The organism is Massilia phyllostachyos (assembly GCF_021044825.1).
Taxonomy (GTDB): Bacteria; Pseudomonadota; Gammaproteobacteria; order Burkholderiales; family Burkholderiaceae_D; genus Telluria; species Telluria phyllostachyos.
In genome coordinates, this window is sequence record NZ_JAJNOC010000002.1 from 770,725 (window position 1) to 793,822 (window position 23,098).

At 61.8% G+C, this 23,098-nt stretch carries 17 protein-coding genes; 10 read left to right on the forward strand and 7 right to left on the reverse strand.

Going from position 1 to position 23,098, the window contains the following annotated elements; translation table 11 throughout:
* The first annotated feature begins 28 nt into the window (after positions 1 to 28).
* The 4 genes from LQ564_RS10440 to LQ564_RS10455 are packed head-to-tail and all read left to right on the forward strand — an operon-like array spanning position 29 to position 6,519.
* A complete protein-coding gene (locus tag LQ564_RS10440) occupies positions 29 to 1,363 on the forward strand; it encodes a TolC family protein (protein WP_231058028.1) in 1,335 nt (444 codons plus the stop codon).
* Positions 1,360 to 2,913, forward strand: a complete 1,554-nt coding sequence (locus LQ564_RS10445; protein WP_231058029.1) for an efflux RND transporter periplasmic adaptor subunit — start codon at positions 1,360 to 1,362, stop codon at positions 2,911 to 2,913. Before LQ564_RS10440 ends, LQ564_RS10445 begins: the two co-directional genes overlap by 4 nt.
* Positions 2,910 to 6,092 carry an efflux RND transporter permease subunit gene (locus LQ564_RS10450; RefSeq protein ID WP_231058030.1) on the forward strand — a complete coding sequence of 1,061 codons (3,183 nt, stop codon included), beginning with the start codon at positions 2,910 to 2,912 and terminating at the stop codon, positions 6,090 to 6,092. The genes LQ564_RS10445 and LQ564_RS10450 overlap by 4 nt, the downstream gene beginning before the upstream one ends.
* A gap of 19 nt (positions 6,093 to 6,111) precedes the next feature.
* Positions 6,112 to 6,519, forward strand: coding sequence for a copper-binding protein (locus LQ564_RS10455; protein WP_231058031.1), 408 nt, complete (start codon positions 6,112 to 6,114; stop codon positions 6,517 to 6,519).
* A 105-nt stretch (positions 6,520 to 6,624) separates the two neighbouring features.
* On the opposite strand, the gene LQ564_RS10460 is transcribed toward LQ564_RS10455, so the two are convergent.
* Positions 6,625 to 7,410, reverse strand: coding sequence for a metallophosphoesterase (locus LQ564_RS10460; protein ID WP_231058032.1), 786 nt, complete (start codon positions 7,408 to 7,410; stop codon positions 6,625 to 6,627).
* Between the two features lie 288 nt (positions 7,411 to 7,698).
* Between LQ564_RS10460 and LQ564_RS10465 the strand changes: the two genes are divergently transcribed.
* The 5 genes from LQ564_RS10465 to LQ564_RS10485 all read left to right on the forward strand — a co-directional run bounded on the left by LQ564_RS10465 (position 7,699) and on the right by LQ564_RS10485 (position 13,308).
* Positions 7,699 to 8,103 (forward strand): helix-turn-helix domain-containing protein, encoded by a 405-nt coding sequence (locus LQ564_RS10465; RefSeq protein ID WP_231058033.1) that lies wholly within the window; start codon positions 7,699 to 7,701, stop codon positions 8,101 to 8,103.
* Positions 8,104 to 8,264: 161 nt separating this feature from the next.
* A complete protein-coding gene (locus LQ564_RS10470; protein WP_231058034.1) occupies positions 8,265 to 8,963 on the forward strand; it encodes a hypothetical protein in 699 nt (232 codons plus the stop codon).
* The gene (locus LQ564_RS10475) at positions 8,960 to 10,942 is read left to right on the forward strand and encodes a hypothetical protein (RefSeq protein WP_231058035.1); all 1,983 of its coding nucleotides are present in this window, start codon (positions 8,960 to 8,962) and stop codon (positions 10,940 to 10,942) included. The genes LQ564_RS10470 and LQ564_RS10475 overlap by 4 nt, the downstream gene beginning before the upstream one ends.
* Complete coding sequence (locus LQ564_RS10480; RefSeq protein ID WP_231058036.1) at positions 10,943 to 11,935, forward strand: ATP-binding protein; 993 nt, start codon at positions 10,943 to 10,945, stop codon at positions 11,933 to 11,935.
* 707 nt (positions 11,936 to 12,642) lie between these two features.
* Entirely contained in the window at positions 12,643 to 13,308 is a 666-nt protein-coding gene (locus tag LQ564_RS10485; RefSeq protein WP_231058037.1) for a hypothetical protein, read from the forward strand.
* On the opposite strand, the gene LQ564_RS10490 is transcribed toward LQ564_RS10485, so the two are convergent.
* Together LQ564_RS10490 and cadR are read right to left on the reverse strand one after the other, a co-directional pair.
* Positions 13,309 to 14,505: a tyrosine-type recombinase/integrase gene (locus LQ564_RS10490; RefSeq protein WP_231058149.1), complete on the reverse strand. Its 1,197-nt coding sequence runs from the start codon at positions 14,503 to 14,505 to the stop codon at positions 13,309 to 13,311.
* A 23-nt stretch (positions 14,506 to 14,528) separates the two neighbouring features.
* Entirely contained in the window at positions 14,529 to 14,957 is a 429-nt protein-coding gene (gene cadR, locus LQ564_RS10495) for a Cd(II)/Pb(II)-responsive transcriptional regulator (protein WP_231058150.1), read from the reverse strand.
* Between the two features lie 85 nt (positions 14,958 to 15,042).
* Between cadR and LQ564_RS10500 the strand changes: the two genes are divergently transcribed.
* Positions 15,043 to 17,484, forward strand: a complete 2,442-nt coding sequence (locus tag LQ564_RS10500) for a heavy metal translocating P-type ATPase (protein WP_231058038.1) — start codon at positions 15,043 to 15,045, stop codon at positions 17,482 to 17,484.
* Positions 17,485 to 17,496: 12 nt separating this feature from the next.
* Here the strand turns inward: LQ564_RS10500 and LQ564_RS10505 are convergent, their stop codons facing one another.
* From LQ564_RS10505 to LQ564_RS10520, 4 genes are all read right to left on the reverse strand, one after another.
* Positions 17,497 to 18,093 carry an SIS domain-containing protein gene (locus tag LQ564_RS10505; protein WP_231058039.1) on the reverse strand — a complete coding sequence of 199 codons (597 nt, stop codon included), beginning with the start codon at positions 18,091 to 18,093 and terminating at the stop codon, positions 17,497 to 17,499.
* Entirely contained in the window at positions 18,090 to 19,067 is a 978-nt protein-coding gene (locus tag LQ564_RS10510) for a cation diffusion facilitator family transporter (RefSeq protein WP_231058040.1), read from the reverse strand. The genes LQ564_RS10505 and LQ564_RS10510 overlap by 4 nt, the downstream gene beginning before the upstream one ends.
* Positions 19,068 to 19,290: 223 nt before the next feature.
* A complete protein-coding gene (locus LQ564_RS10515; protein ID WP_231058041.1) occupies positions 19,291 to 19,884 on the reverse strand; it encodes a hypothetical protein in 594 nt (197 codons plus the stop codon).
* Positions 19,885 to 19,929: 45 nt separating this feature from the next.
* Positions 19,930 to 23,094 (reverse strand): CusA/CzcA family heavy metal efflux RND transporter, encoded by a 3,165-nt coding sequence (locus tag LQ564_RS10520; RefSeq protein ID WP_231058042.1) that lies wholly within the window; start codon positions 23,092 to 23,094, stop codon positions 19,930 to 19,932.
* Positions 23,095 to 23,098: the final 4 nt, after the last annotated feature.

The window sequence follows — 23,098 nt, forward strand, 5'->3', positions numbered from 1 at the left end:
ATGTTGTTCAGCGTATTCAGGAGGTTTTATGGCATCTAGACGATGCGCGCCCGTTCGCGAGCGCGCCGTGTTTCCCTTCATTGCGAGGTTCGCGCTAGCCGCGTCGGCTGTCGTCCTCGCACCCGTTCCAGCAGCCGCGCAGACGCCGCTTACGCTCGCGCAGGCTCAGCGAATCGCGCTGGCCCAGTCAAGGCAGTTGCCGGCGCGGGACCTGGCTGCAATGGCTGCGCGTGACATGGCGATCGCCGCCTCGCAGCTCCCCGACCCGGTACTCAAAGCGGGAGTCGACAATGTTCCGGTCAATGGCTCCGACCGGTTTCGCTTGAACGCGGAGTCGATGACGATGCGCAGGGTCGGCATCATGCAGGAACTGACCCGCGGCGAGAAGCGGCGGTTGCGCGCCGAACGGTTCGAGCGCGAAGGCGATCTCGCCCTGGCCGAGAAGACCGTCGCGGTGGCGACGATCGAGCGCGCAAGCGCGCTGGCATGGCTGGATCGCTACTATGCCGAAACAATGGCTTCTGTGGTGACCTTGCAGCAAGAGCAGGCGCAACGCGAGCTTGCCGCTGCCGAGGCAGCTTTTCGCGCCGGCCGCGGCAGCCAGGCTGACGTGCTGTCCGCCCGGGCCGCAGTCGCGCAGTTTGCCGACCGCGTCGACGATGCTGGGCGCCGGGTACGGAGTGCAAAGATCGCGCTTGCACGTTGGATAGGCGACTCGGCCAACCAACCCCTGGCCGATCGCCCGCCAATCGACACCATTCGTCTCGACGCTGATTCGCTCGATACCCAGCTTGCGCATCACCCCGAGATTGCCGTCCTCAACAGGCAGGTCGACGCCGCTGCGACCGAGGCCAAGCTGGCCGAAGCCAACAAGAAGGCCGACTGGACCGTCGAGGTGGGCTACGCTCAGCGCGCCCCCGCATATTCCAACATGATTTCGTTCGGCGTTTCGCTCCCTCTGCAGTGGGACCAGAAGAATCGCCAGAACCGGGAACTGGCGGCCAAGCTTGCGACGGTCGAAAAGACGCGTGCCGAACGCGACGAGACGCTGCGCGCGCATACGGCTGAGACGCGCGTCATGGTGGCGGAGTGGCAGGCCAACCGCGAACGCTTGGCTCGGTACTCCCGGGAACTCGTCCCTCTGGCGCAAGGGCGCAGCCAGGCCGTAGTGGCCGCCTACCGCGGTGGCAAGGCGTCGCTGTCCGAGGTGTTGGCGGCGCGGCGTGTCGAACTGGAGGTGAGGCTTTCAGGCTTACAGCTTGAGGCCGAAACCGCCAGGCTCTGGGCACAGTTGAACTTCCTGTTCCCGACTTCGCAAAGCACGGTGCCGGCGCCCCCATCGGTCACCAGGAGCACGAAATGATCAAGAATAAACACCTCTTTGTCGCGCTGGCCGTCGCAGGTGTCTTGAGTGCCCTGGGCGCCGGCTTGTATTGGGCGGGCGTGCAACACGGCATGCATACCGCAATGCCGGCAATGGGCGGTGGCGACTCGTCCGCGGGGGGCGGCAAGGTCGATCCCGCAAACGGCAAGAAGATCCTGTACTGGCACGACCCAATGGTGCCTGGCCAGAGGTTCGACAAGCCGGGCAAGTCCCCGTTCATGGACATGCAGCTCGTGCCGGTTTATGCCGACGAGGCCGGCGCAGAACACGGGGTCAGCATCAGTCCGCAGGTTCAGCAGAACCTGGGAGTGCGCACGGTCGTAGCCCGGAGGGGGCCACTGGCACCAGTGGTCAACGCGGTTGGCAACGTGGCCTACAACGAGCGCGAGCTGGTTGTACTGCAGGCGCGCAGCAGCGGCTTCATCGAGCGCGTGTACGTGCGGGCACCCTTCGAGCGCGTCACCAAGGGCCAGCCCCTGGCAGAGCTCTACGTGCCGGACTGGGTGGCGGCGCAGGAAGAATTTTTCACGGTCAAGCGCATGGGCGATGCCGCTGGAGGCTTGCTCGACGGGGCGCGGCAGCGCATGCGCCTGGCCGGAATGACTGACGCCCAGATCCGCCAGGTCGAGGCAAGCGACAAGGTGCACGCGCGGCTCACGGTCACGGCACCCCTTGGCGGCGTCGTCACCGAGCTTGGCGTGCGCGAAGGCATGACGGTCGGTGTCGGCACACTGCTGTTCCGAATCAACGGCTTGCGCTCGGTCTGGGTCGAGGCCGAGCTGCCGGAAGCCATGGCCGGGCAGGTGCCAGTAGGGAGTCCGATCGAGGCGCGCGCAGCTGCCTTGCCCAGTACCGTCCTGAAGGGAAAGGTCGCGGCACTGCTGCCTCGGCTGGATCCGGCCACCCGCACGCTGCAGGCGCGTATCGAGCTGGACAATCCCGGCGGCCGCCTGGTGCCCGGCATGTTCGTCACCGTCGACCTGAGCCCGGCGCGCGGCGTAGACGTGCTCCAGGTGCCAAGCGAAGCGGTGATTCGCACCGGTACGCGCAGCGTTGTCATCGTCGCGCGCGGCGAAGGAAGCTTCGCGCCGGTGGAGGTGCAAACCGGCCTGGAGGCAAACGGCCAAACCGAAATTCGCCAAGGACTGGAGGCGGGACAGCAAGTCGTGCTGTCCGGCCAGTTCCTGATCGATTCGGAGGCGAGCCTGCGCGGCGCCATGAGGCGCTTGAGCCCGACGCCTGAGGCCACGCGCTCGGGCAAAGCGGCCGTGAAACCCACGCACCGCGGCGAGGGCAGGGTGGAGAGCATCGGGCCGGACGAAATTGTCCTCTCCCACGGGCCGATTCCTACGCTGAAGTGGCCCGCCATGACGATGGGCTTCAAGCTGCCGGCCGCCGGCTTGCCGAAGGATGTGGCGGTCGGCGACACGGTGACGTTCACGATCGCCGAGGTGGAAGAGGGCAGCTACCAGGTCCTTACGATCGCCCGCGCTGCCAGCGCAGGCTCGCGGCAATGGGCGGCGCAATGATCGCGCGCCTGATCCGCTGGTCGATCGCGAACCGGCTGCTGGTACTGCTCCTGTCGCTCCAACTGGCCGGCTGGGGCGCCTGGGCGTTATTGCGCACGCCGCTCGACGCGCTGCCCGACCTGTCCGACGTGCAGGTCATCATTCGCACGAGCTATCCCGGGCAGGCGCCGCAGATCGTCGAGAACCAGGTCACCTATCCGATGACCACGACCATGCTGTCGGTACCGGGCGCGAAGACGGTACGCGGCTATTCGTTCTTCGGAGACTCGTTCGTGTACGTGCTGTTCGAAGATGGGACCGATCCGTACTGGGCGCGCTCGCGCGTGCTCGAATACCTGAACCAGATCCAGGGCAGGCTGCCGGCCCAGGCCAGGCCCGCCCTTGGACCGGACGCCACCGGCGTGGGCTGGGTGTTCGAGTACGCCCTGGTTGACCGCACCGGGCGCCTGGACCTGTCGCAGCTGCGCGCCCTGCAGGACTGGTTCCTCAAGTACGAGCTCAAGGCCGTTTCCAACGTGTCCGAGGTGGCCAGTATTGGCGGCATGGTGAAGCAGTACCAGATCGTACTCGACCCGGACCGGCTGCGGGCTTACAACATCCCGCACGGTAAGGTGATCGAGGCGGTGCAGAAGGCGAATCAAGAAACCGGCGGCGCCGTGCTCGAACTGGGCGAAGCGGAGTACATGGTGCGCGCCTCGGGTTACCTGGCGTCGGTCGAGGACTTTGGCAAGATCCCGCTCAGCGCAACGGCGGCCGGCGTGCCGGTTCGCCTGGGCGACGTCGCCCGCGTGCAACTCGGGCCGGAAATGCGGCGCGGGATCTCCGAGTTGAACGGAGAAGGGGAAGTTGCCGGCGGCGTGGTCGTGATGCGCTCCGGTAAAAATGCCCTGGATACGATCGCTGCGGTGAAGGCAAAGCTAGAGCAGCTGAAACCGAGCCTGCCGCCCGGCGTCGAGATCGTACCGACCTACGACCGCTCAAGCCTGATCAAGCGGGCCGTCACCAACCTTGGGCACAAGCTGGCCGAGGAATTCGCCGTGGTCGCCTTGGTATGCGCCGTGTTCCTGTTTCACGCGCGCTCGGCCCTGGTGGCGGTCGTCTCGCTTCCTCTCGGGATCCTGGCGGCCTACATCGTCATGTATTACCAGGGCGTGAACGCGAACATTATGTCCCTGGGCGGCATTGCGATTGCCATTGGCGCCATGGTCGATGCGGCGGTAGTGATGATCGAAAACGCGCACAAGCACATCGAAGCCTGGAACCATGCGCATCCCGGCCGCAGCCGAACGGCCGATGAACACTGGCGGCTGATTGGCGATGCCGCCGCCGACGTCGGGCCGGCCCTATTCTTTTCGCTCCTGATCATCGTGCTTTCGTTCGCTCCAGTGTTCGCTCTGGAAGCTCAGGAAGGACGCCTGTTTGCGCCGCTTGCGTTCACCAAGTCGTATGCGATGGCCGCCGCGGCCGCCCTGGCGGTGACGCTCATCCCGGTTCTGATGGGCTATTTGATCCGCGGGCGCATTCCGCACGAAGAAAGCAATCCGGTGAACCGCCTGATGATCGCAGCCTACCGGCCCATGCTCGACGCGGCCCTGCGCTTTCCGAAGACGCTCCTGCTGGCCGCGGCCCTGATCGTCGGCGTGAGCGCCTGGCCGCTCATGCGCCTGGGCGGGGAATTCATGCCGCCCATGGACGAAGGCGACTTGCTGTACATGCCCTCGGCGCTGCCGGGCTTGTCGGCGGGCAAGGCGGCGCAGTTGCTGCAGCAGACCGATCGCCTGATCAAGACGGTGCCGGAAGTACAGACGGTGTTCGGTAAGGCAGGGCGGGCTGAATCGGCGACCGATCCCGCACCGCTTGAGATGTTCGAGACGACGATCCAGTTCAAGCCGCGCGACCAGTGGCGAGCCGGCATGACGCCCGAGCAGCTCGTTCTGGAATTGGATCGTGTGGTGAAAGTGCCGGGTCTGTCGAACGTCTGGGTGCAGCCGATCCGCAACCGGATCGACATGCTCGCCACCGGCATCAAGACGCCGGTCGGGATCAAGGTGGCTGGAACGAGCCTTCAGGAAATCGACCGCATCTCCACCGAGATCGAACGGGTCGTGAAGGCGGTGCCAGGGGTCTCGTCGGCGCTCGCCGAACGGCTAGCCGGCGGGCGCTACATCGACGTCGATATCGACCGCGACGCGGCCGCCCGGTACGGATTGAACATCGCTGACGTCCAAAGCGTGGTGTCGGCGGCGATCGGTGGCGACAACATCGGGGAAACGGTAGAGGGGCTGCAGCGCTTTCCTATCAATGTGCGCTATCCGCGCGAGATCCGCGATTCGCTCGAGCGGCTGCGAGAGTTGCCCGTGCTGACCGAGCGCGGCGGCCAGATCCGGCTGGCCGACGTGGCGGCGGTTCACATCGTGGACGGTCCGCCCATGCTCAGGTCGGAAAACGCGCGCCTGTCCGGATGGGTGTACGTCGATGTGCGCGGGCGAGATCTAGGTTCGGTGGTGCGCGAGATGCAGCAAGCCGTCGCGAAGCAGGTGCAGCTGCCAGCTGCTTACTCGGTTTCATGGTCTGGCCAGTTCGAATACCTTGAGCGCGCGTCCGCCAGGTTGAAAGTCGTGGTTCCGGCCACGCTCTTGATCATATTCGTGTTGCTCTACCTGACCTTCGGGCGGTTCGACGAGGCGGCCCTGATCATGGCCACGCTGCCGTTCGCCCTGGCTGGAGGCGTCTGGCTCTTGTGGGGGCTTGGCTACCACCTGTCGGTTGCCGCCGCCGTCGGCTTCATTGCCCTGGCTGGCGTGGCAGCGGAATTCGGCGTGATTATGCTTCTGTACTTGAAGCATGCCTGGGAGGCGCGCTTGACGCTGGGGAAACACACCGAGGCGGATCTGCTCGACGCCATCCGCGAAGGCGCGGTGCTGCGCGTGCGTCCCAAGGCGATGACGGTGGCGGTCATCATCGCCGGCTTGATCCCGATCATGCTCGGTGCGGGAACGGGCTCCGAGGTCATGCAGCGCATCGCCGCGCCCATGGTCGGTGGGATGATCACGGCGCCGCTGCTGTCCCTGTTCGTCGTGCCGGCGGTGTACCTGCTGGTGCGCCGAAGGGAGCTGCAGCCCAGGCACGCCGTGGAAGGTCCACAACCGGACCTCGAAATTCACTCAAGTAGCAACTGACCACCTGAAAGGGATGAAAATGAAACGCAAAACCACACTTGGCATGGTCATCACTCTTTGTTTGCCTGCAGTTGGATTCGCGCAAGCCGACAGTACGACATCGATGGAGATGAAGAACATGCACCAATCTAACCATGCAGCCATGCACGTCCAGGGGATGGACATGCAGGGCATGCAGAAATCGCCGCCGGCCAAGGGCGTCGCGTCGACGAGCTACAAGGCCACCGGTACTGTGAAGGCGGCCGATCCGGCGGCCGGCAGCGTCACGCTCGCACACGGCCCCGTGCGAGCCTTGAACTGGCCGGCAATGACAATGACGTTCCTCGTCAAGGAAAAAGCCTTGTTCAACAAGCTCGTGGTCGGCAAGCCAGTCAACGTCGAGTTCGTCTCGCAGGGTGGCAAGTATGTCGTCACCGCAGTGAATTGAGCAGAGGCGAGGCGGTCGCGGTAGTAGAGCGGAACGCTCCTGGAGCCTTGTCGATCGCAAAAGGCATCGCGAGCGAAGGACCCGCTGGCCCATCCTTGCACCGAGTTATTCTTGCAACTCAACAACGAAGTTCGGGTCGAACGACTGGTTTTCGGGCCCTCCGCCGCGAGTGATGTAACCGAGAGGATTTGCTACGACGCGGCATTTGCCGATTTGATAGTCGAAACTTGTGTGGGTGTGACCGTGAATCCAGAGGTCGGCCATCATCACCATATCGTCGAGATTTGAGGCGAACGCAGCAGAAACCGGGTCGCTCGCATACACAGGAGTAACCGAGCGCATCGAGGGCGCCATGTGGCTGATGACTACTGTACGCCCGTCGAATGGCTCATCAAGCTTCCGGTTAAGCCACATCCGCTGCTCAGCGTGGAGCTGGGTCGTGTCCTGAGGGCGCAACTTCCGATAATTGGCTGTAGCCATTCTAATACGTTGGTAGTCGTTCATCACCGCCGTGGCGTCGGACATGGCATCCATCTGACGGTCGGATCCGAACAGCAAAAAATCTGTCCAGAGTGTAGCACCCAGGAAGCGAATCTTACCAAGTACATACTCTTCGCAGTCGAGGTAATGCACATCCCGGTAGAGCTGGGATTCACGCACCATGTCAGCTTTCACCTGCTCGATGGTCTCCCCGTAGAACTCATGGTTGCCTGCCACATACAACACGGGAATATTGGGGAACGTGTTTGATGCCCAGGCTGGCCCACGAGCTTTTGTATGGATATCCCCCGCCAGAACAATAACGTCCGGCTTGCTAACCGAGGGGTCAATCCGCGGAGCATGCTCTCGCCATACTTCCAAGTGAAGATCTGATAGGACTAGCAGCCGCATTGTAGACTCCACAACTACATTTTCGAACAGAATGCCGATGCCTGATTTTGATCAGAAGACCAAACCATGGTTCTCGGGATAACCTTTGTGTTAGCTCTGCAATAGTGCACCTGTCCATTGATGGTCCGGTGGACGAAGTCGTGCCAGATGCACCATTCGTTATTTACCTTTATTGGTGCCTCAATAAAAGCAAATAATTGCCGAACGGACGTTTGCGCCAAGCGAATATTGTCCAACGACCAGCGGCTAAGCCATGTTGCTTGCACTATGCGCGAAGTGGTTGTATAAATGTTATCCATTCTCGTGCTCGCTTATCGTTCCCAGGACATGTGCAGTCGCGACGTCAACTTCGGTAGTGAGCTTTTCGCCTTGCGGCGCCTGAAGGGCATCACGCAAGCTGATGTCGCCTCCCGCGCCGGTCTTGGCCGCGGTTACTACTCACAGCTGGAAAATTCGAAGAAGGGGCCACCTTCGCCCCGACTCTTGCGGCAGATTGCCGCTGCCCTTGAACTCGACGCGGAGCAGACAAGGCGCCTGCTGGCTGTTGCGGTGGCCGACCGGTGCGCGGCCGCTTGCGAAAGCACCACGGCGTCGACTCCGGTAGCAATGCTGGTCAAATCACTCGTCCAGGCCGCCTCCCTCATCACGACAGAAAAAGCTGCGCGGATCGAAGCGATCCTTCTGGAGGACTAATCATGTAAAAAAGCGACGAACCCCAACAATTGAGATCCGCCGCTTTCTGGCCAAAGATATATATCTTCGAACGTGACACTTCAACGATATCGCTCTCCGGCCGGACGGTCAACTCTTGTTTCCAAAAAAGCTGCATCCGTCTTGGCATGGAGGGTAGAGCAATGGTGCAAGAAGTATCGGGACAGGCCGTCGGGCGCAGAGGCGCCCAGGCTGAACCGACGCCGCTATCCGCGATTCGCAAACGCGGGCAGAAGGTGTCGAATCTGTGGATTTTCGAATCACCGAAGAACGAGCGCCGGCTGACGGTATCGGGCGACGTGCCTTTCATGCACCTCGTGCTACTGGAGGGTGATACCGCCGTCGCCGGTTATGACCTTGTCGACGATCCATTCAGCATCTCGTCGTCTGGCGATAACGGCTATGTCCGGGTGCGCTTGCGCGACGGCGGTCGGTACTGGCTTCTCATCGGACGGGGTACCCGGACGAAACCGGGCAGGGCGGAGAAAGCGGTCATTCCAGAAGAGCTCGAGGAACAGGCTGCCGCAGCCGGTGTGCAGGTGTACCGCCGCACGGAGGTGGAGCTCATCGGCCAGGAAATCCTGTTCGATAACTGGCTCACGCTGTGCGCCATCATGACGCGCGCCCGTTCGTGCCCCTCATACCTTGAAACCCAGCTGCTGCTGGCTGCGCTCGATCGGCACGATTCGTTACGCGTGTGCGACGTTCTTGGCCTTGGTAAGGCCGACCCCGCCGTCGTGCTCGCGGTCGTGGCGAAAGCGCTCCAGAACGGCATCGTTCAGACCGACCTGTCCCGGCGCCTGTTCGGAATGCACTCGCAACTGAAGCGAGTGCGATCATGACGGCGGCATCCAGGCGTCGCACGTTGATTCCTGCGGCGTTCGCAGACCTTTCTCAGTGGCCGGCGCCAGACGAAGAGGCGCTCGACGACGACGCGCTCGCCAGGTACATCCCGCGCAAGCGGGCCGTGCAGATGTATGCCGATGGCATCCCCCATTCCGACATCACGGCGGCGACTAACGTGTCGCGCCAGAGCCTGTTCTACCTCGTCGGGCGTTGTGTGACGGCTGCGGGCGACGGAGCAATCGTCGGCTTCCGCGCTCTCGTGCCGTGGCAGCGCTTGGCAGGCTACGAGAGACGGGCGCCGGTCACACATATTGCTGGCGACGGTCCCGGTGGCTGTGCCGGAGCACTTACCCAACTGTTCTCTTTGTATCCAGAAGTGGAGCGCGATGTTCGCAACCGGTACCTCGGCAATCACGGGCACGGTGTGCCTGTCGTGCGAATCAGTTATGCGCAGTTGCATGGGGAGTTCCTTGAGCACCTGCGTACACTTGGACTGACGGACGAGGATTGGCCCTTCAATACCAAGAATTGCGGCTACAAGTCCTTGCGTGCCTTCTGCCTCGGATTGTTGGATGAACAGCCCACCCGCTGGTTCGGCGCCCGCGCCGGCGAAGAGGAGGTGCGCCGCCATGGCGTGGGCTCCGGCCAGCGCAGCGTGCTCCCACAGCTGCGCGGTTACGGAGCGTGCCAGCTGGACTTTCACAAGGTCGATGCCGCATCCGTCATGATTCTTGAGACCGAAGACGGTGGCAGGCTGCCTGTGCCGATTGCGCGCTGGCATATTGGCTTTTTGATCGAAGAGCGCTGGAACCTTGTCCTGGGCGCTTTTGTCGCACTCGAGCTCACGCCAAGCGGCGACAGCGTGCTGGAGGTCGTCGAGAGTGCCTTGCGTCCGCCTGCGCCGACGAGCGACACTGCATTCTGTCACCTGACCATCGACGGCAAAGTCTTCCCGTTACAAGTCATGCCCGAGCTGGCGTTCCAAGGGTTTAGCGTACTCAAGATGGATAACGCATGGTCCAATGCCGCAACCGAAGTGGTCGACAACATTATTCGCACCGTGGGCTGCGCGATCAACTTTGGCCCCGTCAAGGCGTGGTGGCGTAGACATCCGGTGGAACGTATTTTCGGCAAGTTGACCGAGCGCGGCTTGAAACGCCTGCCCTCGACACTTGGTTCCGGGCCGAAGGACACGCGCCGAAGCCAGCCGCTTGAGAAGGCGATGAGATTCGAGATTACCGTCCGTGACCTGACCGACATCATCCATGGCTGCATTCGCGAGCATAACGAAGAGGGCAACGAGGGCAACAGCTTTGCGTCGCCCATGAAAGCCCTGCAGCACGCATTGGCGCGACCGGAGTCAGGAACGTTTCTGCAGCCCCTGCCACGTGCCGTGCAAAAGGACCTCAAGTTGCTCGCGCACGTCGAAGTCGTCGTCGTTCGTGGCGATCGGAATAAGAATGTGCGGCCGTATGTGACCCTGGGCCGCTGGAGATATACAAATGCCGCATTGGCGAGCGCATACCGTCTCATCGGCCGGGAGCTGATTGTCTATTGCGATCGCAGGGACGTACAGGTAGCGCACGCGACCGTGCTCGAGACCGGGGAGCAGCTTGGCCTGCTGCAGGCCCCTAGCGGCAAACAAGGCTTGCATGTGTCTTGGCGTAACCGGGCCCTGATGAACCAAAGTGGGCTGTCGCAGCGCAATCGCGAGCGAGGCTCGTCGGTCGTAACTCGCTGGACAGACATGAAGGAAGGTGAGCTGCGCGAGCGGGGCAAGCTAGCAAAAAACCGCAAGCGTGCGTCGAAGGATGCTTTGGACCTCGCCAAGGTCCAGGCCGACCAGGAGCGAATCGTGCCGCAGGAGCCGGTCCGTGCGCCTGCACCCGTTCACCCCTTGCCAGTGGCCCCGCTACAAGTCGGCTTCTTCGACTTCGAACCCCCTCCGAGCAAACCTTTCTATCTGGGAGAGTAAATGAATGCAATCGCCGACGGCCGGGCGGACCTTTTGACGGTCAATCATCCGCTATTCAGTCCAACGACAGTGCTCACCACCGAGCCGATCAAGGAGCTCTACCAGATAGTTCGCCACGTCCTGCTGGTGCGCGAGAACGGTTGCTGTTTCACCGCCCAAAGCGGCGCCGGAAAAACTCGCGCCCTCATGCTTCTCGAACACCTGCTGCGCGAAAGGATGCCTGAACTCGTCATCATTCAGCACAGTAGCTGGAACCACCAAGTCCCATCCATCCGGGCATTTTTCAAGCATTTTCTGACAGCGGTCGGCCACCCCGAGCTGCGTGGCGAGACGTTCGACCTCCGCCATCGCCTGGTATGCAGGCTAATCGATTTGGCGCGATCGCAGCAGTCTCCTTTTGTCGTGCTCCTGATCGATGAAGCGAACGCAATGCTGCTGGCCGATTTCCTGTTCTTGAAGGACGTCTACAACGATTTGGACCGGGAGGGGATCCTCCTCGTTACCATCATGATGGGTCAGGACCCGGAGTTCTCCGACGTTGTCGCCGGGCTGCGTGAACAAGGGAAATCAGATCTGGTCTCCCGGTTCGCAAGGCGCCGGCAAGCATTGCGCCTGCTCTCGCGCAAGGAAGATGTCGCAAGCATATTCCGGCAGATCGATGCCGCAGTCTGGCCACCTGGCAGCGGGCAGACGTGGACCCAGTTTTTCGTGCCCGAAGGATGGGCGGCTGGGTTCCGCCTGGAAAATGAAACAAGCGCGTTTTTCGAGGCAGTGCGAACGTGCTCGGACAACGCCGGCTGGTCGACGGGGTTCCCCGCGCGGCAATTTTTTGGGGTGATTCGCCACTACCTGACGGCCAGGCAATTCAGTGACACGTTCGGCCGCGCGCCGCCAACGGACTTGTGGGAAAAAGCGATCGAATTCGCCTTGCTCACCGACGCCATGGATGAGGCGAAAACTGAAGCGAAACGCATCAAAAGGAGGCAGCGGTGAAAGTCTGCGATTCACAACGCCAGACGTTTGCGCCGAACGCATGCGCCGACCTCGAGAACTTGCCGGGCGAATCGTTTGTCTCGTCGTTATGGCGGTTTGGTTGGCGCAATGGTTTGGATGCCAAAACGCTTCTTACCTACTGCTCAACAGGAAAGTACCCGACTGAATCCCGGCGTAACTGCTTTCGGAGGTATGACCACGAGCGATTCGCTCTTGCAAGCGGTTGGCGCGCTCACGACACTGAGACTGTCTTGCTCGAAAGCGGTCATGAGAATCACAGATCGCTCTGGTGGTCCAGGACGACGCGATACTGCCCTCTCTGTCTCGAGCACCTCTACCATAGCTACTGGCATCAATGTGAATTCCTGTCCAGTTGTCCGTTTGATGGTGCACCGCTCCTCGTAAAATGCTATAGCTGCGGGTCACAGCTACAGGATTACGGGTTTTATCGAAGTCTCTTGAACATTCCATATAAATGTTCTACCTGTGGCAGGCCCATCTCAGGGATTGAGCCATCAATCGGTCTTAGACTGGCGATGCAGGAGAGGGCGCGCGAACTAGAGGATACGGTATGCAGGCTGGAGCGGTGGTGGGAGTCGCTCTCGCCAGGGCGCAAATGTATCGAGGGTTTGCTGCCCTGGTCCAGTTGGTCGAACTATCCTCACGAACTGAGACCCGGTCCAAGTTTAAGGCAATGGGCAAACTCAATGGCACCGCCACAGTCATGGCCTGGTATTTCAGTCAAGACAATTCCGCCGCTTGTGGTCCTGGGATGGAAAGTCAGGTTGCAGGCGCCGGAACCGCAAACGCGGATCTGGGCCGGGCGCAAGTATAAATACGAACGCCTTATTCTTGCGCAGCAGGTCTATCGTGGGACACTGCGTCGATTGACGTCTCTAATTTCGCTTGCATTCCCTTACAGCGACGCCGAATACCGCCGTTACTTGATGATCCCCACAAAAGATATTCGCGTGCACCCGCGAGCATGCAACCTACACTTGCTGGCCTTGGTTGGGTTACGCATGCGCTACGAAAGCTTCTCTAGCATGTTTGGTGGACGCCGCCCTGAGAATGCCGTTCTGGATGAGCGGGATATTGGCTTTCCGTATGGCAATGACTTTGCGGAGCGGGTGCGTATTTGCTGGCGAGCGCAATTCATTGCCGAATATGCGTCGTTGTACTGGAGCCTGGTGTCTATGCGAAATGGAAGGACGGAGGGCTCTGGTTCTCACGAAGCCTCGGCTGCCTTCTTCACAGCTGACGTGAAATACGATCCGGTAAATGGCGACCTGGTCCATGGGCAGGTCGCGTTTCCAGCGATTGACGGCCTTCCACTTGACCTGTTGCTCCAGGCAAGAGCTGCGGCCCCGTAGTTACCAGTTCGCCCGATGTTTTTCCTCCGTATCGGCGTGGCGGGAATCATCCGGCGCGTGCAGGTAGCCGCTCGTCGTACTGATCGAGGCATGGCCGAGGTTGTCGCGTATATGCCGCAAGTCCACGGCCTTGTTGGCCATGTGGGAGCCGGCCGTGTGCCTGAGCCAGTGCGCCGAGGCCTGGGCGACCTTGCTGGCTGCATGTGCGTGTTCCGGCCCCTTGAGTTTTATTCGCTCGGCTGTCATCGAAAAAACCGACTTGATGATGTCGTGGATGCCGCCGCGGCTCATGGCCTTCGGAACGCCCCCAATGGGCAGCAGCAAGGGTGTCGACTCGCCAGGCACCGGCATTGGCGGGTAGCTCAGTTCGCGGCGGTAGCGCCCGAGCTCGGCCATGAGTTCATTCGTGGCAGGCACGATCCGCACCTTGCCGCCTTTGCCCAGGATCTCGAGCCACCAGCGTTCAGTGCCGTCAGAGTCTCGCCGGCTGAAGAAGTTGCCCATGTTGTTTTCGGCTATCTCCGAGATTCGCAAACCGCACACGTAACACAGGGTCACTAGCCAGCGCAAACGGAAGTATCGCTCGCGCTCGCGCGGGGTCTCGCGGGGCAGGGCGTCGATCGTGGCCTTGACCTGCTGCCACAGGTCCTCGTCGAGGTAGCGCTCGATGCGCGGCACCTGGCGGAGCTTGCGGTGGCGAGAAAGCGACAAAGGGTTGCCTGCAAGGTAGCCGGCGCTAACCAGCCAGGCGAACATCGAGTTGAGGATCACACTTGCCTGGCGTTGGCTCGCGGGAGAAAGTGGGCCTGCAAAGGGCCGCCAGCGGTTGTCGCTGCGCGGGTGCTTGCGTCCATTCTCTGACACCCACTTCTGGCGCGGCGTGGGTGACGCCAGGAATCGCTGGTAGAGCAACCAGTCCTCGTGGGTCAGCGAAGAAAGCGGCTTTCCGGCTTCCCAGATCGACCACAGCAGCAGGCGCTCGGCCTCCTTTCGATACGCATCGAACGTCGTCCTGGCGCCGACAAAATTGGCCAGCCAGGCGCGCACGGCCTCGACGTCGGTATTGGCCGCGATTTGCCGAGGAACGTCCCATTCGCGATTCGATCCGCGTGAACCATCCAGCTCACGCGGTACGCGTAGCGCTTCTATAGGTGCAATTTCACCTTCCGCTTGCTGCGGCGCGAGACAATCCTGCATGGCCCGGTCACGCCCGGTCGCCATCAGACGTGGCCTTTCTGAGCGACGCTCTCACCGCTCGGCTCGGTACTTAGCGCACGAAGGATCGCGCAGGATGCTGCGGTATCGTCGACCACACACCGGTTTCTAAGCTCACGCAGCTGACTTTCCAGAAAAGTCAACGCCTCGATGCGTTCGACAACGTGCCCAATGTGCTTGTCGAGCAAGTCGTTCACACCGGCGCAACCAGCCTGTGGCCGGTCTCGGAAATCGAGCAGAAGCCGGACTTCGTCCAAAGACATATCCAATGCGCGGCAGTGTCGTATGAAGGACAGCCGTTCGCTGTGCCGCTCGGTGTAGGTACGGTAGTTGTTGGCCGCGCGCTCGGGCGGCATGAGTAGGCCGATTCGCTCGTAATACCGGATTGTCTCGACGAGGCAACCAGACCGATCCGCAAGTTCACCAATTTTCATCATGCACCTATCTAAGTATTTCGCTTGACCCTGCAGCGGCTACAGGGTTTTAAATGCGAACTATACACAATTCGTTGGAGCCGTTATGTCAGATTGCCAAAACACATCCTGTTGCAGCAAGGCCGGAGCGACCGAGCCGATAGTGGCCTCACATGCACAGGCTGAGATCCTGCCGCCTGAGGTACTGCAGCTACGCATCGAACAGATGGACTGCCCGACCGAAGAGGGCATGCTACGTCAGGCCCTCGGGCGTGTGCCAGGGGTCGCGCAGCTCGATTTCAATCTCGTTCAGCGCAAGCTGCGCGTTGTGCACCACCTCTCCGATCAAACCCCGATTATCGCGGCGATTCGAGCGGCCGGCATGGAGCCGCTGGTCGATTCGGTCGCGGCAGACCGGGCCGAAGCCGGCGCCACCGTGTTCAGGATCGAGAACATGGATTGCCCCACAGAGGAAGCGCTCATTCGCAGCAAGCTTGGCGCAATGCCTTTGGTCGAGCGGCTCGACTTCAACCTGGTGCAGCGGCGCCTGGCTGTCCACCATTCGGGACCCGCGGCAACGATCGAGCAGGCCTTGAAATCCGTCGGCATGCAGGCCGTCCTCGTCAGCGCCGAGGGCGCAAATCGCGCCGCGCCCCAAGCCAAACCCAAGCGGCAGATCGGATTGATCTTCGGACTGCTTGCGGCGATCGCCGCGGAGGTGGTGGCCTGGAGCACTGGGCTCGAAAATTCCCTCCCTGTCATTTTGCTCGCCCTGGCGGCAATCGCCACCACGGGCCTGGGCGTGTACAAAAAAGGTTGGATTTCGATCAAGAACCGCAACCTGAACATCAACGCCTTGATGTCGATCGCCGTCACCGGCGCGGTCTTGATCGGACAGTGGCCTGAAGCGGCGATGGTGATGGTCCTGTTCGCGATCGCGGAGATGATCGAGGCAAAGTCCCTCGACCGGGCAAGAAATGCAATCCAGAGCCTGATGACCTTGGCACCGGAGACGCTCACGGTTCGGCAGCCCGACGGAAGCTGGAGCGAGCAGCAGGCCTCTGTTGTCGGTATCGGTAGCATCGCCCGGGTTTCACCGGGCGAACGGATTGCCCTCGACGGCGAAGTCGTTTCTGGTCAGTCCAGCGTCAACCAGGCACCGATCACCGGCGAGAGCATCCCCGTGTCGAAAGGTGTGGGCGACAAGGTGTTTGCCGGTACCGTGAACGAAACCGGCTCGTTCGAGTACCGGGTAACCGCTACTCACGGGAACTCGACGCTCGCGCGCATCATCCACGCGGTCGAGGAGGCCCAGGGCAGCCGAGCTCCGACACAACGCTTCGTCGACCGCTTCTCCAGTATCTATACGCCGGCCGTCTTTGCCATCGCATTGGCCGTGGCCCTTGTGCCGCCCCTGATGCTGGGTGGAGACTGGCTCACCTGGATCTACAAAGCGCTCGTCATGCTCGTGATTGCCTGTCCCTGCGCTCTGGTGATCTCGACCCCGGTCACGATCGTCAGCGCCTTGACGGCTGCCGCGCGCGCGGGGATCCTGATCAAGGGAGGCGTGTACCTGGAGCAGGGCGCCAAGCTGCGATCTATTGCATTGGACAAGACCGGCACGATCACACAAGGGCGTCCTGAAGTCACTGACGTCGTCGCCTTGTCGGGCGATGCCGACCACGCCTTGTATCTGGCCGCATCGCTCGCGGACCGCTCGGACCATCCAGTGTCGGGCGCTGTCAGCCAGCACTGGCGCGGTGGGCGGACCGGCCAGATGCTTGCGTCGGTCGTGGACTTCGAAGCCCTCACCGGGCGCGGCACGAAGGGGCGGATCGACGGAAAATGGTATTTCCTTGGGAACCACCGCCTGATTGAAGAGCTCGGTATCTGCAACAGCGCGACAGAGGAGGTACTCGCGCGGCTCGAGAACGAAGGCAAGACTGCGGTCGTCTTGTGCGACGAGACGGCGCCGCGTCTGGCGATCGGCGTGGCCGATACGGTACGCGAATCGAGCAAGGCTGCGATCGCACAGCTTCAGCGGCTTGGCGTACGGACGGTAATGCTCACCGGTGACAACGCGGTAACGGCTGCTGCGATCGCGCGGCAGGTCGGCATCGACGACGCACGCGGGAACCTGCTACCGGAAGACAAGCTTGCTGCGGTCGCGGCTGAGGGTAACAGGCACGGCACCGTCGGCATGGTCGGCGACGGCATCAACGATGCGCCGGCATTGGCAAAAGCCGATATCGGCTTTGCGATGGGCGCAGCGGGCACCGACACTGCAATCGAGACGGCCGACGTCGCCTTGATGGACGATGACCTTCGCAAGATCGCGCAGTTCATCCGGCTAAGCCGCCGCGCTGCAGCAGTGCTGCGGCAGAACATCGCGTTGGCCCTACTCATCAAGGCGGTTTTCCTGGTCCTTGCATTGGCCGGCAAGGCGACGCTCTGGATGGCCGTGTTCGCAGACATGGGAGCGAGCCTGCTCGTGGTCCTCAACGGACTCAGGCTCTTGACGACTCTACAGGCAAAAACGGGGGCGTGACGCCTGAGCGTCTCACGGCTTCTCGGGGTAGTTGGCCGGCTGCAGCGCGCGCTCGGCAAGCTCGATCAGGATGTGGATCACCTTGATGTGCAGTTCCTGCACCCTGTCGGCATAGCGGCCGGCCGCGGTGCAGACGCACACGTCTGCGTGCTGCTCGAGCGCGGAACCTGGCCGGCCTGTCAGGCCGACCACGCGCATCCCATTGGCGTGGGCCGCCTGCGCGGCGCGAACGACGGATGCGCTGCCGCCGCTCGTGCTGATGGCGAAGAGCAAGTCGCCGGGTTTGCCGTTGCCTTGAACAAAGCGCGAGAAGACGTGCTCGTACCCGTAGTCATTGGCCACGCAGCTGATGTAACTCGGGTCGCTGATGGCCACCGCCGCCATGGCCGGACGGTCGTCTCGAAAGCGCCCTGACAGTTCTTCGGCCAGGTGCATGGCGTCGCACATCGAGCCGCCGTTGCCGCAGGAAATCACACGTCCTCCTCCGCGCAACGTGTCGACAAGGAGGTCGGCGGCGCGTGCGATATTGTCGAGTTGTGCATCCTCGTTGATGAGACGATCCAGCGCATTGCGCGCCTCGATCAAGTTCCCTTTGATGTAGTCGATCATCGTTTTTCTCCCTTTTCCTCATGCTCGTGCGCGTGGCCATCATGGTCTGCGTGATCGGTACCCGTGTTCGGACCGAAACTATGCTCTTGCGCCGCTTGTTCGCATGGAGTCGCCTCGATCTGGATGGTACTGTGGTGAATGTCATATTTCGACGACACCACTTCCCGGATCCGCACCAACAGTGCTTGCACATCCGTCACGCCGCTCTGGTGAACCACGTGCGCGGTCAGACTTGCCTTCCCGCTCGTGATCGACCACACGTGCAGGTCATGCACGCTGGCCACGCCCGGGATTTGTACAATGGTCTCGTTGACGTCGGCAAGGCCGAGTCCTTCGGGTACCCCTTCGAGCAGCACATTCATGCTCGCTTTGAGCAGGGTCCAGGTCCGTGGCAAGACCCACAATCCGATGGCGACCGCAATGACGGAGTCGACCCAGCTCCAGCCGGTGTAGCGAATGACCAGGGCGCCAAGGATGACGCCGATCGAGCCGAGCATGTCGCTCCAGACCTCGAGGTATGCCCCCTTGACGTTGAGGCTGCTGTCCTTGCCGCTCGACAGCAGGCGCATACTGATGAGATTGACGACCAGGCCAAACGCTGCCACCACCAGCATGGTGCCGGACTGGATCTCGGGCGGGTTACGAAGGCGTTGCCAGGCCTCGTACAAGATGTAGATCGCCACCCCAAACAGGAGTAACGCGTTGAAGGCCGCAGCCAGAATCTCGAAACGGTAGTAGCCGAAAGTGCGCTCGCTGTCGGCAGGACGTCTGCCGATCCGGATCGCTGCAAGGGAGATTGCGAGTGCGGCCGTGTCGGTGAACATATGCGCCGCATCGGAGATCAGTGCCAGGCTGCCCGTCACGATCCCGCCAATGATCTCGGCGATCAGAAATGCCGTGGTCAGTACGAGCGCGATCCATAGTGGCCGTTCGTTCTGTCCCGGCTGTGCTGCGTGTGAATGTCCTGAACCCATTATTGCTCCTCCCATTGTTGTTAATCCATTCCCGGACTGCACGCCGAGCCCCTATCGTGTCACTTCTTGCGCCCGCGCGACGAACCGCAAACGAATCGCAAGGCCCCACTAATAAACGTGTCGAACACTTGCTGGCTGGGCGAGCTGCTTGCTTGCTGCTGGACTGCCTTCATCGCTGCCTCCTTTCCTCGCTGAATAATCCGCAACTGGTTTCACCAGCTTTTCAGTTCAAAAGCCGCCCCAGGTGAAGCAGGGCACGCAACGGAAGTAGCAACACGATCGCCACGCCCACTGCCGCGTCAATCGTGCCGGCCTGTGCCTGAGGCCCACTGAAGGCCACTGCGAACGCCAAGGCGCTGGGCACAGCTGCAAGCCAGGCATCCACCCCAGAATGTTTCAGGCCTGCTTGCCGAGCTGGCCTTACCAATAAAGCCGAGGTTACTGCGGCAGCCACTCCCGGCAAGGCATACACAGCCACTTGAAGCGACGCGAGAGAGTCGGCATGGAAGATGCTGTGGGCACCCATGGGCACCACGCCAACGGCCAGAAGCAGGCAACAGGCCCAGATCACCACCTGCACCGCTGTAAATGCTCTTGCACGTTGAACCGGCTGGGGTCTTTCCTGCCAAGCCGCCCCGATAAGCATTCGGAATCCGATGCCCGCCAGATGATGCGCAGCGCAGGCGACCAGTACCACGCTCTCCAGCACATAGCCGCCAACGCCGCTGCTTGACAAGGCGACTGCCTGGGCGAGCAGATCGGCCCGCGCTAGCCTCGGAGCGCGCATATCTGGCCCGATTTCATTGTGCAAACTCATCGATTCTCCCGAACAGGGCTGCGCGCGCTACGCGGCCCGCTCACGTTAATGGACGAGAATCTTCTCGGGAGTCACCGGTACCTCATCACTATCCTTTCGGTGAGCGAAGCGGTACAGCAAGGGCAGGACAAGCAGAGTCAGGGCTGTCGACGACAGGATGCCCCCGATGACGACGGTTGCCAGGGGACGCTGTACTTCGGCCCCGGTGCCGGTCGCGATCGCCATCGGGACAAAGCCCAGCGAGGCGACGAGCGCCGTCATCAAGACCGGACGCAGACGGGTCAGGGCGCCGTGCGTGATGGCCTTGTCAAGCCCCATGCCTTCTTCGCGCAGGGTGCGAATGTAGGAAATCATGACCAGGCCGTTCAGGACCGCCACACCCGAGAGCGCGATGAACCCGACGGCCGCCGATATCGACAGCGGAATGCCACGCAAGGCCAGCGCAATCACGCCGCCGGTCAGGGCGAATGGAATGCCCGTGAAGACGATTAAACCGTCCTTGATGTTCCCGAACATCATGAATAGCAGCGTGAAGACGATGAACAGGGCCAGCGGTACAACAAGCTGTAGCCTGGTGGTGGCCGACTCCAGCTGCTGGAAGGTCCCGCCCCAGCTCGTCCAGTAGCCGGCTGGAATCTTGACGTCGCGGGCAATGGCGGCGGCGGCTTCGGGAACGAAGCTGCCGATATCCCGTCCACGCACGTTGGCACTGACGACGATACGGCGCTTACCGTTCTCCCGGCTGATCTGGTTCGGGCCCGGCGTGAATTCGAGCGAGGCGACTTCGCCCAGTGGGATATAAGACGTGGCCCTTCCTTCGGCGGCCGGCAGCGGGATCGGCAGCTGCCGGAGCGCGTCGAGGTCCGTACGCAAGGTTTCAGGCAAGCGCACGACGATGTCAAATCGGCGATCGCCCTCGAACATCGTGCCGGCATCCCGACCGCCAGTGGCAATGGCCAGTGCTTCCTGGACGTCGCCTACGTTCAATCCAAAGCGTGCCGTCTTTTCGCGGTCGATATCAATGGTCAACATCGGCAGGCCGCCGGTCTGCTCCACCTTTACCTCGGCCGCGCCGGCCACGCGTCCCAGCACTGCGGCAATCTCCTTGCCTGTTGCCTCAAGCACGGCCATGTCGTCGCCGTATACCTTGACCGCCACGTCGCTGCGCACGCCGGAAATGAGTTCGTTGAAGCGTAGCTGGATCGGCTGCGAAAACTCATAGGCGTTGCCGGCATACTTGTCCGCTTCCTTTTCGATCGCCTCGATCAGCTCGGCCCGCGTCCTGCGTGGCGCCGGCCACTCGGACTCGGGCTTGAGCATGACGTAGCCGTCGGAGATATTCGGTGGCATCGGGTCGGACGCGATTTCCGCAGTGCCCGTGCGTGCAAAGACCCGGTCGATTTCGGGGAATTTCGCCTTCAGTCCAGCCTCGATCTTCTTCTGCATCTCGACCGACTGCGTCAGGCTCGTTCCCGGAATACGCAGCGACTGCAGCGCAAGGTCGCCTTCGTTGAGGTTCGGGATGAACTCGCTGCCCAGGCGGCTGGCCAGCAAGCCTGACAGAGCCACAAGCACGATCGCGCCCGTCACGACCACGGCGCCGTTGCGCAGCACCTTGTCCAGGACCGGCTCATAGGCGCGCTTGGCCATCGTCATGATCCGGTTTTCCTTCTCCGCGACACGTTTTCCGATAAACAGGGCGACGGCGGCCGGAATGAAGGTGATCGACAGGATCATCGCGCCAACCAGTGCGGCCACCACGGCGAATGCCATCGGGTGGAACATCTTGCCCTCGACCCCCGAGAGGGCAAAGATCGGCAGATAGACCACCATGATGATGAGCTGGCCGAACAGGAGCGGGCGCCGGGCTTCTTTCGCCGCCGCGAAGACCTCGTGGAAGCGCTCGGCGAGCGTCAGTTCGCGACGATGGTGTTCCTGCGTATGCGCCAGGCGCCGGACGCAGTTCTCGACGATGACCACGGCGCCGTCGATGATGATCCCGAAGTCGAGCGCGCCCAGGCTCATCAGGTTGGCACTGACCCGGTAGGACACCATGCCAGTAAAAGTGAACAGCATCGCCAGCGGGATCACCATTGCGGTGATGATGGCGGCCCGGATGTTGCCGAGGAAAAGGAAAAGAATGACGATGACGAGAACGGCGCCCTCGAGCAGGTTCTTCTTGACCGTGGCGATCGCCTTGTCGACCAGGACCGTGCGGTCGTAGACCGGCACTGCAATCACGCCCTTGGGCAGCGACCGGTTCACTTCGACCATCTTTTCGCTCACGGCTTGCGCAACAGCGCGGCTATTCTCTCCGATGAGCATGAACACCGTGCCCAGCACGACTTCGCGCCCGTTTTCGGTCGCCGCTCCAGTGCGCAATTCGCGTCCAATGTCGACGCTTGCGACGTCGCGGATGCGGATCGCTACGCCCTTGACGTTGGTGACAACGGTATTGCGCAAGTCGTCCAGCGAACGGACCTGGCCGGGAGCGCGGATCAGGAACTGTTCGCCGCGGCGCTCGATGTAGCCTGCACCCACGTTATTGTTGTTGCGCTCGACCGCGCCGACGACATCGGCCAGTGACAGGCCGTACGAACTGAGCTTGGCCGGATCCGGCGCAATCAGGTATTCCTTGGCGAACCCACCGATGGAATTGATCTCGGTGACGCCCTTCACCTGGCGCAGCTGCGGTTTGATGATCCAGTCCTGGATTTCGCGCAGATCCGTCGGCGTGTACGGCGTGCCGTCCGGCTTTTTCGCGTTCGCCTCGGTTTCCACGGTCCACAAGTAGATTTCGCCCAGACCGGTCGAAATCGGTCCCATCATGGGTACGACCCCGGCGGGTAGATTATCTCGTGCTTCCTGGATTCGCTGGTTCACCAGCTGGCGGGCGAAGTGAATATCGGTGCCGTCCTTGAAAATGACGGTCACCTGCGACAGGCCATAGCGCGAGAGTGATCGCGTTTCCTCTAGACCGGGAAGGCCCGCCATGACCGTTTCGATCGGGAAGGTAACGCGCTGCTCGGCCTCGAGCGGCGAGTAGCCGGGGGCGGACGTGTTGATCTGGACCTGGACATTGGTAATATCGGGAACCGCGTCGATCGGCAGCTTCTGGTAATTGTAGATGCCGACTGCCGCCATGGCGACGACCGCGAGCATCACGAGCCATCGGTGTTCGATGGCAAAACGGATAATTCGTTCGAACATGGGA

Excerpts from the sequence above, each read along its gene's own strand:
- LQ564_RS10440 (WP_231058028.1), top strand. The coding sequence starts at position 29 with ATGGCATCTAGACGATGCGCGCCCGTTCGCGAGCGCGCCGTGTTTCCC.
- LQ564_RS10445 (WP_231058029.1), top strand. The coding sequence starts at position 1,360 with ATGATCAAGAATAAACACCTCTTTGTCGCGCTGGCCGTCGCAGGTGTC.
- LQ564_RS10450 (WP_231058030.1), top strand. The coding sequence starts at position 2,910 with ATGATCGCGCGCCTGATCCGCTGGTCGATCGCGAACCGGCTGCTGGTA.
- LQ564_RS10455 (WP_231058031.1), top strand. The coding sequence starts at position 6,112 with ATGAAACGCAAAACCACACTTGGCATGGTCATCACTCTTTGTTTGCCT.
- LQ564_RS10460 (WP_231058032.1), bottom strand. The coding sequence starts at position 7,410 with ATGCGGCTGCTAGTCCTATCAGATCTTCACTTGGAAGTATGGCGAGAG.
- LQ564_RS10465 (WP_231058033.1), top strand. The coding sequence starts at position 7,699 with ATGTTATCCATTCTCGTGCTCGCTTATCGTTCCCAGGACATGTGCAGT.
- LQ564_RS10470 (WP_231058034.1), top strand. The coding sequence starts at position 8,265 with ATGGTGCAAGAAGTATCGGGACAGGCCGTCGGGCGCAGAGGCGCCCAG.
- LQ564_RS10475 (WP_231058035.1), top strand. The coding sequence starts at position 8,960 with ATGACGGCGGCATCCAGGCGTCGCACGTTGATTCCTGCGGCGTTCGCA.
- LQ564_RS10480 (WP_231058036.1), top strand. The coding sequence starts at position 10,943 with ATGAATGCAATCGCCGACGGCCGGGCGGACCTTTTGACGGTCAATCAT.
- LQ564_RS10485 (WP_231058037.1), top strand. The coding sequence starts at position 12,643 with ATGGCACCGCCACAGTCATGGCCTGGTATTTCAGTCAAGACAATTCCG.
- LQ564_RS10490 (WP_231058149.1), bottom strand. The coding sequence starts at position 14,505 with ATGCAGGATTGTCTCGCGCCGCAGCAAGCGGAAGGTGAAATTGCACCT.
- cadR (WP_231058150.1), bottom strand. The coding sequence starts at position 14,957 with ATGAAAATTGGTGAACTTGCGGATCGGTCTGGTTGCCTCGTCGAGACA.
- LQ564_RS10500 (WP_231058038.1), top strand. The coding sequence starts at position 15,043 with ATGTCAGATTGCCAAAACACATCCTGTTGCAGCAAGGCCGGAGCGACC.
- LQ564_RS10505 (WP_231058039.1), bottom strand. The coding sequence starts at position 18,093 with ATGATCGACTACATCAAAGGGAACTTGATCGAGGCGCGCAATGCGCTG.
- LQ564_RS10510 (WP_231058040.1), bottom strand. The coding sequence starts at position 19,067 with ATGGGTTCAGGACATTCACACGCAGCACAGCCGGGACAGAACGAACGG.
- LQ564_RS10515 (WP_231058041.1), bottom strand. The coding sequence starts at position 19,884 with ATGAGTTTGCACAATGAAATCGGGCCAGATATGCGCGCTCCGAGGCTA.
- LQ564_RS10520 (WP_231058042.1), bottom strand. The coding sequence starts at position 23,094 with ATGTTCGAACGAATTATCCGTTTTGCCATCGAACACCGATGGCTCGTG.